General features: G+C 72.3%; 9 protein-coding genes. 2 read left to right on the top strand and 7 right to left on the bottom strand.

The window, feature by feature from the left end; all coding sequences use genetic code 11:
* Nucleotides 1-3: 3 nt before the first annotated feature.
* Both ACQPWW_RS23785 and ACQPWW_RS23780 read right to left on the bottom strand, forming a co-directional pair.
* Nucleotides 4-1,701, bottom strand: coding sequence for an ABC transporter ATP-binding protein (locus tag ACQPWW_RS23785; RefSeq protein WP_433134518.1), 1,698 nt, complete (start codon nt 1,699-1,701; stop codon nt 4-6).
* A gap of 50 nt (nt 1,702-1,751) precedes the next feature.
* Nucleotides 1,752-3,479 carry an ABC transporter ATP-binding protein gene (locus ACQPWW_RS23780; RefSeq protein WP_433134516.1) on the bottom strand — a complete coding sequence of 576 codons (1,728 nt, stop codon included), beginning with the start codon at nt 3,477-3,479 and terminating at the stop codon, nt 1,752-1,754.
* A gap of 120 nt (nt 3,480-3,599) precedes the next feature.
* Here ACQPWW_RS23780 and ACQPWW_RS23775 point away from each other — a divergent pair, with 120 nt between their 5' ends.
* Nucleotides 3,600-5,309 carry a bifunctional 3'-5' exonuclease/DNA polymerase gene (locus ACQPWW_RS23775; RefSeq protein ID WP_433134514.1) on the top strand — a complete coding sequence of 570 codons (1,710 nt, stop codon included), beginning with the start codon at nt 3,600-3,602 and terminating at the stop codon, nt 5,307-5,309.
* Between the two features lie 331 nt (nt 5,310-5,640).
* On the top strand, nt 5,641-6,234 hold the full coding sequence (locus ACQPWW_RS23770; protein ID WP_433134512.1) for a nucleotidyltransferase family protein: 594 nt from the start codon (nt 5,641-5,643) through the stop codon (nt 6,232-6,234).
* A gap of 20 nt (nt 6,235-6,254) precedes the next feature.
* Here ACQPWW_RS23770 and ACQPWW_RS23765 read toward each other — a convergent pair whose 3' ends face one another.
* The 5 genes from ACQPWW_RS23765 to ACQPWW_RS23745 form a co-directional block, all read right to left on the bottom strand.
* Nucleotides 6,255-6,902 carry a DJ-1/PfpI family protein gene (locus tag ACQPWW_RS23765; RefSeq protein WP_433125649.1) on the bottom strand — a complete coding sequence of 216 codons (648 nt, stop codon included), beginning with the start codon at nt 6,900-6,902 and terminating at the stop codon, nt 6,255-6,257.
* Nucleotides 6,903-6,932: 30 nt separating this feature from the next.
* The gene (locus ACQPWW_RS23760) at nt 6,933-7,889 is read right to left on the bottom strand and encodes a GlxA family transcriptional regulator (RefSeq protein ID WP_433125647.1); all 957 of its coding nucleotides are present in this window, start codon (nt 7,887-7,889) and stop codon (nt 6,933-6,935) included.
* A gap of 212 nt (nt 7,890-8,101) precedes the next feature.
* Complete coding sequence (locus ACQPWW_RS23755; RefSeq protein WP_433125646.1) at nt 8,102-9,511, bottom strand: GH1 family beta-glucosidase; 1,410 nt, start codon at nt 9,509-9,511, stop codon at nt 8,102-8,104.
* A complete protein-coding gene (gene yicI / locus ACQPWW_RS23750) occupies nt 9,508-11,739 on the bottom strand; it encodes an alpha-xylosidase (RefSeq protein ID WP_433125645.1) in 2,232 nt (743 codons plus the stop codon). Before yicI ends, ACQPWW_RS23755 begins: the two co-directional genes overlap by 4 nt.
* Nucleotides 11,736-12,623 (bottom strand): carbohydrate ABC transporter permease, encoded by an 888-nt coding sequence (locus ACQPWW_RS23745; RefSeq protein WP_433125644.1) that lies wholly within the window; start codon nt 12,621-12,623, stop codon nt 11,736-11,738. Before ACQPWW_RS23745 ends, yicI begins: the two co-directional genes overlap by 4 nt.
* Between the last annotated feature and the right edge of the window lies 1 nt (nt 12,624).

The raw sequence follows: 12,624 nt of genomic DNA, 5'->3' as shown, positions 1-12,624 counted from the left end.
CGGTCATCTCCGGTGCTCGTCGGCCTGGCTGTGCCAGGAGCGCCACAGGTCCGCGTACGCCCCGTCGGCGGCCACCAGGTCGTCGTGGCTGCCGATCTCGGTGATCCGGCCGTCGGCCAGCACGGCTACCCGGTCGGCGTCGTGCGCGGTGTTGAGCCGGTGCGCGATCGCGATGACGGTCCGCCCGACCAGCACGGCGGCCAGCGCCCGTTCGGTACGGCGGGCGGTGCTCGGGTCGAGCGCTGCGGTCGCCTCGTCGAGGATCAGCGTGTGCGGGTCGGCGAGCACCAGCCGGGCCAGCGCGAGCTGCTGCGCCTCGGCGGCGCCGAGCTGCCGGGCCCCGTCGCCGAGCTGGGTGTCCAGGCCGTCGGGCAGCTCGGCACACCAGTCGGCGCCCACGGTGGTCAGCGCGGCGCGCATCTGCTCGTCCGACGCGTCGGGCGCGGCGAAGGAGAGGTTGTCGCGTACCGAGCCGATGAAGACGTGGTGTTCCTGCGTGACAAGGGCGATTCGCCGTCGACGTTCGGCGGGGTCGAGGTCGGTGACCGGGCAACCACCGATGCTGACCACGCCGTGGCGGGGCGCGTCGATCCCGGCCAGCAGCCGGGCCAGTGTGGACTTGCCGGCGCCCGACGGACCGACGACGGCCAGCCGCTCACCCGGCTGCACCTCCAGGTCGATGCCGTGCAGCACGTCCGGCCCGCCGGAGTAGGAGAACCGCGCCCCGCGTACGACGACCCGTTGGCCCCGCGCCGTGGTCGTCTGACCGGGTGGCTCCGGCGGGACCATGCCGACGCCGAGCACCCGCGCGTACGACGCGAAACCGCGCTGCGCCTGCTCCGTCCACTGCAACAGCCGGTCCATCGGCTCGATCGCCTGTTGCAGGTAGAGCGCGGCGGCGACCACCGCGCCGAGGGTGACCAGGTCCCGGGAGAGCAGGTAGCCGCCGAGGAGCAGGACCAGGGCGATCGGCAGCGGGTAGCTGGCCTCGACGACCGAGAAGAACACCGTCCGCAGCGCCAGGGTCGCCCGGCGGGCCTGCCACACGCGGCTGATCCGGGTGGTGCCGTGCCGGATCCGGTCGTCGGTCAGCCGCAGCGCCTCCACGGTGCGGGCGCCCTCGGCGGTGGTGGTGAGCGTCTCGGTCAACTCGGCCGCCGCCGCGCCTTCGGTGAGGTAGGCGGGACTGGCCCGGCGCAGGTACCAGCGGGCGGCCGTCACGATCGACGGGAGCCCGGCCAGCGCCGCCACGCCGAGCAGCGGATGCAGCAGGAAGACCGCCCCGAACAACAAGGTCAACTGCACCGAGGCGATGACGATGGTGGGCGCCACGTCCCGCACTGTGGTCCCGACCGTCGCCACGTCGACCGAGCTGCGGGTGGCCAGGTCGCCCGAGCCGGCGCGCTCGACGACCGAGACCGGCAGGCCGAGAGTCCGGGAGACGAACTCCTCCCGCAGCTCGGCGACGGCGCGTTCACCGAAGCGGTGGCCGGCGTACTGGGCGTAGCGGGAGAGCAGCGCGCTGACCAGGACGCAGCAGGCGATGGCGAGCGCCAGCCGATCGACGGTGGCCACGCCCGCGCCGGCGGTGACGCGGTCGACGATGGTGCCCAGCAGCCACGGCGGGGCGAGCCCGGCGACCGCCGCCGCGCCGTGCAGCGCCAGCACGACGCCGACCGCCCGCCGATGCCGGCTGATCATGCCCCGCAGGGCGCGACGTACGGTGCGCCGGTCGGCCACCGGCAGCCGGCTCACCGGTAGACCTCCTCGGTGTCGGTGGGCTGGTCGAGATCCGCATCGCCCCGGGCCACCAGGTGCCGGTAGTCGGCGTCGGAGTCGAGCAGGTCGGCGTGGCTGCCGGTGGCGGTGATCCGGCCGGCGCTCAGGTGTGCGACAAGGTCGGCCCGGCCGAGCAGCAGCGGCGAGGTGGCGATCACCACTGTCGTCCGTCCGGCCCGGGCGGCGCGCAGCCGTTCGGCGATCCGCGCCTCGGTGTGCGCGTCCACCGCCGATGTCGGGTCGACGAGGATCAGCACCTCCGGCTCGGCGAGGAGCGCCCGGGCCAGGCGGACCCGTTGGCGCTGACCCCCGGAGAGGGTCCGGGCTCGGGCGTCCAGCGCGGTGTCCAGCCCGGCGGGCAGGGCGTCGACGATGTCGTCCGCCGAGGCGGTCCGCAGGGCCGTCCGGATCCGTTGGTCGTCGGCCCCGGGGCACAGCACGTCCCGCAGTGTCCCGGCGAAGAGGTACGAGTCGTGGTCGGCGACCACGATCCGGGAGCGGACCTCGTCCAGGGCGACACCGGTCAACGGCACGCCACCCCAGGTGGCGTCGCTGACGGCGTACCGGCCGAGCCGGTCGGCCAGCGCCACTGCCGCCGCCGGGTCGTCGGCGGCCACCCCGGTCAGCCGGCCGGCGGGCACGGTCAGGCCGGTCTCCGGGTCGTGCAGGTCGGCGGGGCCGGCCGGTGCGGCCAGGGCGCCCGGCCGGCGCGCGTCGGGCACCGAGCCCGACCACCGACGACCCGGGCCACCGACCTCGTCCGGTGTCACGTTGAGCAGGTCGGCGATCCGTCGGGCGGCGACCCGCCCCCGGATCAGCTGGTGGCTGCCCTCCAGCAGGAACCAGACCGGCACGATCAGGGTCGCCACGTAGCCGTAGACGGCGACCAGCTCGCCGATCGTGACGGCACCGGTCACCGCCATCCGAGCCGTCAGCCACACCACCGCGGCCAGGAACAACCCGGGGATGGCGACGGTCGCCGCGTCGATCCAGCTGTTCACCGCGCCGACCCGGTAGCCCTCGGCGCGCAGAGCCTGGGACCTGGCCGCGTACCGTCGGGCGAACAGGTCCCGGCCGCCCACCCCGGCGAGCACCCGCAGCCCCGCCACGATGTCCCCGGAGCGGGCGGTGAGCGCGCCCTGCTGCCGGCGGTAGACCGACTCGGCCCGTTCCAGGCGGCGCAGCAGGGGCCCGATGACCAGGCCGACCGCCGGCACTCCCAGCAGCACGCAGAGCGCCAGCAGCGGGGAGATCGACCAGAGCACCACGGCGACGATCCCGTACGCGACGACAGCGCCGACGCCCGGCCCGGTCAGCGTCAGCACCTGCGCGGCCCAGTCGATGTCGGAGCCGCCGATGGTGGACACCTCGCCCGCCCCGATCCGGCGCGGCAGCACCGCGCCGATCCGGGACAGGTGGCGCAGCAGCACCTCCGCCGAGCGCGCCTTGGCGTCCTCCCGGATGAAGGTCATCGTGCGGTGCCGCATGATGCCGAGGTAGGACAGGCCCACTCCCGCGAGGACGATCGTCGCGACCCAGAACGCCAGGGCGCGGGTGTCCCCGGCGCGCAGCCCGTCGTCGACGGCGCGGTAGATCAGGTAGGGCCGGGCCGACAGCCCGACCATCCAGGCCGTCCCGAGCAGGCTGCCGCGCAGCACCCGCCACGGTTGGCAACGGACCAGCCACCACAGGTAGCGCATCGGACCCCGGGTGTCGGGAGTGCCAGGATCGGAATGCGGGATCTGCGGGGGCACCCGACCACGCTACCGAGCAGCTCCGCCGCACCACCGGCCCATTTCCGGTGAGGTGCGCCTCCGTTTCTGTCGGAAGGGGGAGGCAGAATCACGTTCGTGCTGGTGGCGGTGGTGTCCGACGAGCGGGGCGGGGGTGTGCTGTGCCCGCTGGCCGCCGACGGTCGACCGACCGGCCCGGCCGAGGTCGTCGTCGACCTGGCCGCCGCGGTCGCCGCCCGCGAGGCCGCCGAGCACCCGCGTTGGGTCTGGTCCTCCGCCACCTCCGCCTACCCGCCGCTGCTGCGCGCCGGCGTCCGGGTCGACAGGTGTCACGACGTGGAGTTGACCGAGGCGTTGCTGCTCGGGCAGGCGGGCCGTTGGGGTGAGCCCCGTTCGCTGGCCGCGGCCTGGGCCCGGCTGACCAACGCGCCGGTGCCGCCCGACCCGGCGCCGCGCGCCGCCGCGCCTCCCGGGCACGGCCAGGGCGCGCTCTTCGACACGCTGCCCGGCCCGTCGGGGCCGGGCATCGACGCGCTGATCCGGGTGTACGCCGACCAGCTCGCCCGCATCGCCGCGACCGAGCACCCCGGCCGGTTCCGGTTGCTGGTGGCCGCCGAGTCGGCTGGCGCGCTGATCGCGGTGGAGATGGGTGCCGCCGGGTTGCCGTGGCGTGCCGACGTGCACGACGAGATTCTGCACGAGCTGCTCGGCGAGGCGTCCCCGGTCGGTGGCCCGCCACGCCGGCTCGCCGAGCTGGCCGCCCGGATCGCCGACGCGTTCGGCGTCCGCCACCTGCACGCGGAGTCCCCGGCGGAGCTGTTGAAGGCGTTCGCCCGGGTCGGGGTGGAGCTGCCCAACACCCGGGCCTGGGTGCTGCGCGGGGTCGACCATCCGGCGGTGCCGCTGCTGCTGGAATACAAGGAGCTCTACCGGATCTGGACGGCGCACGGCTGGTCCTGGCTTGAGCAGTGGGTGCGCGACGGGCGGTTCCAGCCGGAGTACGTGCCGAGTGGGGTCGTCTCCGGCCGCTGGGCGACCCGGGGCGGTGGCGCGTTGCAGATCCCGAAGGTGATCCGCCGGGCGGTGGTGGCCGATCCGGGCTGGCGGCTGGTGGTCGCCGACGCCGGCCAGTTGGAGCCGCGGGTCCTGGCGGCGGTGTCCGGCGACGCGCGGCTGGCGGCGGCGGGCGGAGCCGGCGACCTCTATGCCGCGCTGGCGCGCGACTCGTTCGGCGGCGACCGGGCCAAGGCCAAGGTGGCCCTGCTCGGCGCGATGTACGGGCAGACCGGCGGCGCGGCGGTGCCCGCGTTGGCGGTGCTGAAGCGCAGCTATCCGACGGCGTTCGGTTACGTCGAGGCGGCGGCGCGCACCGGTGAGGCGGGTGGGCTGGTGCGCTCGTGGCTGGGGAGGACGTGTCCGCCCGGTTCGGTGGGGTTCGGCGATCCCGACGACGCGCCGCTCGATCCGGACGGGGCGGCCGACCCACGGGGTCCCCGGGCTCGTGCCGCGCGGTCCCGGGGTCGGTTCACGCGCAACTTCGTCATCCAGGCGACCGCCGCCGAGTGGGCCTCCACGTTGCTGGCCACGCTGCGTACGGAGCTGGCCGGCACCGAGGCGGAGCTGGTCTTCTTCCAGCACGACGAGGTGGTCGTGCACGCGCCCGCCGCGCAGGCGGAGGCGGTCGCCGAGGCCGTCACCCGGTGCGGCGAGCAGGCCTCCGCGCTGCTCTTCGGCGCGACGCCGGTCCGGTTCCCGCTGGATCTGTCCATCGTGGACTGTTACGCGGACGCCGCCTGACCCGCGCGGGTGCGCAGCCGTTCGGGTGGGCGCGCCGCCGCCTCGGCCGGGTCGGTGCACCACGTGAGGGGGGCCTCGCTTCCGTTGCTCTTCCTGCCGACGGTGACGGTCGCGGAGGCTGTCGGCCGGCGGCACGGGACCGGCCGGCCGATGGCGCAACCTCGCCCGGTCGGTCCGGGCAGAGCCGCCGGGCGTGTAACGGTTGTGCTATTTCTCCTTTTCGCCCCGCTACTCCCGGCCGGCCGTCCTCGTTGCAGTGTCCGTAGGAGGGGGCGGATCGGTAGCGGTCGCTCCCATGCGTGAGGGGGCACAGCTGAACGGGATCGCAGGAATGATCATCGCCGCGGGCGGGGGACGACGGATCGGTGGTCCCGAGGCGCTGCTGCACCAGGGCGAGAAGCCACTGGTCAACCAGATGATCGACACGATGACCGAGGCGGGCTGCGAGCAGATCGTGCTCGTGCTGGGTGCCGCCGCTGAGCAGGTACAGGAAACCGCCGATCTGGGTCACGTCACAGTCGTCATCAACAAGGCGTGGGGCACCGGGGTCGGTTCGTCCATCCGCGCCGGGCTGGCGGCCATGGACGACGACGGGATCGAGGCGGTGGTGGTGGTCCCGGTCGACATGCCGGGGCTGACCGCCGTCGCGGTCCGGCGGGTGGCCGCGCTGCCGTACCCCGATGTGTTGGTCTGCGCCACCTACGACGGGCTGCGTGGCTACCCGATGCTCTTCGGCCGCCGGCACTGGTCCGGCATCGCCACCCTGGCCAGCGCCGACGTGGGTGCCCGACCGTATCTGCTGGCGCACAAGGACCAGATCGTCGACATCGCCTGCGACTCGGTGGCCGACGGCAGTCGGGTCGACACCCCGGAGCTGATGGAGCTCTACGGGCTCACCGTCCCGCCGCAGCGCGTCAAGGTGTAGGGGCGTCGGCGACCAGCAGGTCACCGCGCCACTCGGGCCGCGCTCTCGTACGCCGCCGCTCGTGCGATCACCTCCTGGCTGGCACGGGCGGGATGACCGCTGTCGAATGGCGGTTGTGGGTCGTACTCCATCCAGAGCTGGACGGCCTGTGCGGTCGTCCGGTCGGTGAGGAGTTCGACGAGTCTCAGCCCCATGTCGATGCCACTCGACACACCGGCCGCGGTGATGATCCTCGCGTCCAGTTCTTCGACGACCCGCTGGCCCGTCGGCTCGGCGCCGAAGCGGCTCAGCTCCCGCGCCACCCGGTAGTGGCTCGTAGCGCGCCGCCCCCGCAGTAGCCCGGCCGCTCCCAGGAGAATCGAGCCGGAACAGACGGAGGTGGTGAACGTCGTCGTCTCATGGATCCGCCTGATCCAGCCCGGTAGTGGCCCGGCGAGTGCCTGGATGGTCCCCGGTCCTCCGGGGACGACGAGAACGTCGGTCGCCACCACGTCGTCGAACGCGGACTCGGCCACCAGCGAGACCGCCCCGCAGTCGTCCCCGACGGGGCCGGGGCGTTCGGCGACCAGGAGCACGTCGATGCCGGGGGTGAGGGCCAGTGGCTGGTAGACGCCGATGACGTCCAGCGCGGTGAAACGCTCGTACAGCGGGATGACGACGTGGGTCAACGGAAGCTCCTTCTGTCGGGAGGGTTGCGGTCAGCGGGTCGAGAAGCGTTCACGAAACGCGCCCGGGGTGCTGCCGAGCCGTTCGCCGAAGACACGTCGGAGCGACTCGGCGGATCCGAATCCGGCCCTGGTCGCCACGGCGTCGAGGCCGAGGTCGGACTGCACAAGCAGGCGTTTGGCGGTCTCCAGCCGAAGCTCGGTGAGGTAGCGACCGACGGTGAGGCCCGTCTCCCGGGCGAAGAGACGCTGGAAGTGCCGGGGTGACATGGCGAACCGCGCGGCAAGGTCGTCGACCCGGTGTGTCGCGGCCGGATCGGCGTCGAGAGCGCGCTGCACCGCGGCCATCCGCTTCTCCGTGGCGCGTTCCAACCACACCGGGCCGGAGAACTGCGCCTGATGGCCGGGCCGGTGCAGGAACATCACGAGCCAGCGCGCGATCTCCTGCGCGACTCGTGCCCCCTGGTCCGCCGCCACGACGGCCAGGGCCAGATCGATTCCCGCCGTGACCCCACCCGAGGTCCAGACCGGGTCGTCGTGCACGTAGAGGGCGTCGTGGTCGACGGTGAGGTCGCGGAATCGCCGACCGAGGTCCCTGGACAGGGACCAGTGGGTGGCCACCCTGCGACCCGTCAGCAACCCGGCCCTCGCGCACAGGAACGCCCCGGAGCAGATCGACAACAACCGCGAGGGGCGGCACTCCCGCAACCAGGCGACGAGGTCGGCATGCTCATCCTCGGCCGCCGCCGTCCCGCCGCCGGGCACGACGAGGGTGCCGGACCTGACGGGCTTTCCCAGAGCGTCGGCCACCATGACGAGACCGCTCTCGGACGCGACAGCGCCCTGCGTACCCGCCAGCCTCAGGTCGTACGCGGGGCGCTCACCGTGCGCCGCCCGGTGTCGGTTCGCCCCCGCCAGGACCTCCCACGGCCCGGTGACGTCGAGGGACTGCATGCCCGGGAAGGAGACGACGGTGACGCGCTCAACCATGCCCCGAGTCTGCCGACGCAGCCATCGTGGCGCCATGACGCCGTTCCCACGAAAAGTGACACGGCGGTGGACGTCTCAGTCGGGGTGGCAGAGTCCTGACCCGGCGGTGACCGTCGGTCACCTCCGCGAGGGCCGGATGCGGTGGTGAGCGGTATACCTGAGAGTCATCTTCATACCTCTGCGGTATACCGCTCACCAGCACATTGGGCGCTTCAGTCCTGGGCCGAGTCCAGCTTTCCGGTGGCGGCGAGCCGCTGGTACCAGTGGGCGCTGTCCTTCCAGGTGCGGACCTGGGTGTCGTAGTCGACCCGGATGATCCCGAAGCGACGGTCGTAGCCGTAGCCCCACTCGAAGTTGTCAAGCAGCGACCAGACGAAGTAACCGCGCACGTCGGCGCCCTGCGCGCGGGCGTCGGCCATCGCGCCGATGTGCCGACGCAGGTAGTCGATCCGCCGGTCGTCGTGGATCCGCCCGTCGGCCGACACCACGTCGTCGAACGCCGCGCCGTTCTCCGTGATCATCATGGGCTGGTTGGGGTACTCCCGGTGCAGGCGCAGCAGCAGCTCGGTCAGGGCCGGCGGGTCGATGTTCCAGCCCATCGCGGTGTACGGGCCGGGCTGCGGCAGGAAGTCGACGTTGTCGGCGGCGACCCACGGCGTCGAGGCCGAGGCGCCGTGCCCGTCGGCGTCGGAGCGGGACGACACGCCGTCCCAGGCCCGGACCAGGGTGCTGGAGTAGTAGTTGACCCCGAGCACGTCCAGCGGCACCGCGATCAGCTTCTCGTCACCCGCGCGGACGAACGACCAGTCGGTGACGGATGCGGTGTCGGCCAGCAGGTCGGCCGGGTACTCCCCGTCGAGCATCGGACCGAGGAACGCGCGGTTGGCCAACGCGTCGATCCGCCGTACCGCGTCCCGGTCCGCCTCCGAGTCCGACGCTCCCCGGATGACGTGCAGGTTCAACGTCACCGACAACTCGGCGGCCGGCGCCAGCTCCCGGACCACCCGACCGGCCAGCCCGTGCGCGAGGTTGAGGTGGTGCACCGCGGCCAGCGCCGCCGCCGGCTCGGTGCGACCCGGAGCATGCACGCCGGAGGCGTAGCCCAGGTACGCCGAGCACCACGGCTCGTTGAGCGTCGTCCAGGTGTGCACCCGGTCGCCCAGCGCGCCGACGATGCCGGCCGCGTACTCCTGGAAGCGCAGCGCGGTCTCCCGCGCCGCCCAGCCGCCGGCGTCCTCCAGCTCCTGCGGGAGGTCCCAGTGGTACATGGTCGCCACCGGGCGGATGCCCCGCTCCAGCAGGCCGTCCACCAGCCGCGCGTAGAAGTCGATGCCGGCCTGGTTGAAGCGGCCCGAGCCGCCCGGCTGCACCCGCGGCCAGGAGATGGAGAAACGGTACGCGCTGAGCCCGAGGTCGGCGATGTGCCCGAGGTCGTCGGCCCACCGGTGGTAGTGGTCGGCGGCCACGTCGCCGGTGTCGCCGTTCAACGTCCGCCCCGGCGTGTGGCTGTAGGTGTCCCAGATGGACGGCCCGCGCCCGTCCTCCGTGACCGCACCCTCGATCTGGTACGCCGCCGTCGCCGACCCCCAGACGAAGCTCTCCGGGAAGTGGTGTTGCGTCATCGTTCCGTCCCCTGGATCTCGCAGCTGTAGCCCGTCGAGGCGCCGGCAACCAGTTCGACACTGGCCGTCGCCGCCTCGTAGCGCACGTCGAACTCGGCGCCCGGCCCGTCCCCGGGTGACGGTACCCGTACCCGGGTCCGCTGCCCCTCGGCCGGTGCGTACAGCCGCAGCCGCACATCGTCGGCCCACTCGTAGTCCGGTCGGTCGGTGCGGGAGCCGAACGGGATGACAGCGCCGGGCCGGGCCAACACCGGCAGGCTGTCGACCGGGTGCTTCTCGGTGACCCACGCCGGGCCGGTGACCTGAGCGCCGCTGACCAGGTGCGTCCAGGTGCCGGCGGGCACGTAGTAGGTGACCGTGCCGTCGGCGCTGAAGACCGGCGCGACAAGCACGTCCGGGCCGAGCATGTACTGCCGGTCCAGGTACGCCGTGGCCGGATCGTCCGGGAACTCCAGGAACATCGGGCGCATCACCGGCGTACCGTCGCGGTGCGCCTCCTGTGCGGCGGCCGCCAGGTACGGCATCAGGCCGAGCTTGAGTCGGGTGAAGTGCCGCAGCACGTCGACGGCCTCGTCGTCGAACGCCCACGGCACCCGGTACGACCCCGAGCCGTGCAGGCGGGAGTGCGAGGAGAGCAACCCGAAGGCGACCCAGCGCTTGAACACCGCCGGATCGGGGGTGCCCTCGAAGCCGCCGATGTCGTGGCTCCAGTAGCCGAAACCGGACGCGGCCAGGGACAACCCGCCGCGCAGCGACTCGGCCATCGCGACGAACGTCGACTCGCAGTCGCCACCCCAGTGCACCGGGAACTGCTGCCCGCCGGTGGTGGCCGAGCGGGCGAACAACACCGCCTCGCCGGTGCCGCGTTCGGTCTCCAGCAACTCGAAGACCGCCTTGTTGTAGAGGTAGGAGTAGTAGTTGTGCATCCGCTGCGGGTCCGAGCCGTCGTGCCACACCACGTCGGTCGGGATGCGCTCACCGAAGTCGGTCTTGAAGCAGTCGACGCCCATGTCGAGTAGCGCCCTGAGCTTGCCGGTGAACCAGCGCACCGCGTCCGGGTTGGTGAAGTCGACGAGCGCCATGCCGGCCTGCCACTTGTCCCACTGCCAGACCGAACCGTCCGGGTTGCGGACCAGGTAGCCGGCCTCGCGGCCCTCCTCGAAGAGGTACGACCGCTGCGCGATGTACGGGTTGATCCAGACGCACACCTTCAGGTCACGCTCGTGCAGCCGGCGCAGCATCCCCTCCGGGTCCGGGAACGTCGCCGGGTCCCAGACGAAGTCGACCCAGTGGAACTGGCGCATCCAGAAGCAGTCGAAGTGGAACACCGACAGCGGCAGCCCGCGCTCGGCCATCCCGTCGACGAACTCGGTCACTGTCTTCTCGTCGTACGAGGTGGTGAACGAGGTGGACAGCCACAGCCCGTACGACCAGGCGGGAATCCGGGCCGGGCGGCCGGTGAGCGCGGTGTAGCGGCGCAGCACGTCCTTCGGGGTGGGCCCGTCGATGACGTAGTAGGTCAGCGACTGCCCCTCGACGCTGAACTGGGTCTGCGCGACCACCTCGGAGCCGACCTCGAACGACACGTGCTCGGGGTGGTCCACGAACACCCCGTAGCCGGCGCTGCTGAGATAGAACGGCACGTTCTTGTACGCCTGTTCGCTGGCGGTGCCCCCGTCGGCGTTCCAGACGTCGACGGTCTGCCCGTTCTTCACGAACGGGCCGAAGCGCTCACCCAACCCGTACACCGTCTCACCGACACCGAGGGCGAGCCGCTCGTGCACGTGCCGGTGGCCCTCGGCGTCGGTGACGACGCCGACGCTGCGCTCGGTGGACGCGGTGACCAACCGGTCGCCGTGCAGGAACTCGACCCGCCACCCGTCGATGAGCGCGACCCGCGCGGTCAGCTCACCGGTGGTCAGCGTCGCGCTGATCCCGGTGACGTCCACGGTGACCGGGTGCGTCTCGTCGGTGCTCAGCCCGAAGTGCGGCTCGCGGGGCAGCCCACCGGTGTGGTGGGCGATGGTCACCCCGATGACGCCGGGGGCGGGGGAGAAGAACCGGACGGTGACCAGGGGCCGGTTCAGGGTGTCGCCGCGACCGGTGATCTGGCCGGTCGGCGCGAAGACGGTGAAGCCGCGCTCGTCCGGCTCGACCGATTCCACGACGCCGGGGCGTAGGACGCTGACACCGGGGCGCAGTTGCCAGTACCCGTCGGTGAACTTCACTTCTCGGCTCCTGCCGTGATGCCGCGCGCCAGGGTGCGCTGGAAGATGAGGAAGAAGAGGATGGCCGGCACCAGGCTGATGAGGGCGCCGGCGTTTGTGGTCGGAGCGTCCATCAGCCGGTCACCCTGGAGCGACGCGAGCGCCACCGGGATGGTCTGCGTCTGGTTGTCGATCAGCATGACCAGCGGGATGAGGAACTCGTTCCAGGTCCAGATGAAGAAGAAGATGAGCAGCACCGAGAGGGTGGGCCGCAGGTTGGGGAAGACCACCCGCCAGAGCACCGTCCACTTGCCGGCGCCGTCCAGTGCCGCCGCCTCCAGCAGCGAGCGGGGGAACGTGCCAAGCACCGAGGCGAGCAGGTAGGTGCCGAACGCGCTCTGGATCACCGTGAAGATGATGATCACCGCGAGTCGGGTGTTGTAGAGCCCGACCTCCTTGGCCGCGTAGTACAGCGGGTAGATCAACGCCTCCTGCGGCAGCATGTTGGCAAGCAGGAAGAGACCGACGATCCAGAGCCGGCCGCGGACCCGGCCGATGCCCAGGGCGTACGCGTTGAGCAGTGACACGGCGACGCCGAGCACGGCCACGGAGCCGGCGATCAGCGCCGAGTTCCAGAGCTTGAGCGGGAAGTCCACAGCGGTCCAGTACGTGCGTAGACCCTTTGTGTAGAACTCCGTCGGCCAGCTCAGCGGGCCGGCCGACGAGTAGTCACCGGGCGACTTGAACGCGTTGAGCAGCATGAACGCGAACGGCACCAGCATGACCAGCGCGCCGAGGACGGCCAGGACGAGCACCACCCAGCGGCTGACGCCGCGGTGGTGTCGATCGGGTACCTGCCGGCGCGGCGCCACCGGCGCGGCGCTCGGTGTGAGCGTGACAGCCATG

The organism is Micromonospora sp. CA-240977, from assembly GCF_050942285.1.
Lineage (GTDB): Bacteria > Actinomycetota > Actinomycetes > Mycobacteriales > Micromonosporaceae > Micromonospora.
Note: the sequence above shows the minus strand (reverse complement) of the source record. Positions and strands in the feature narration are given on the sequence as shown.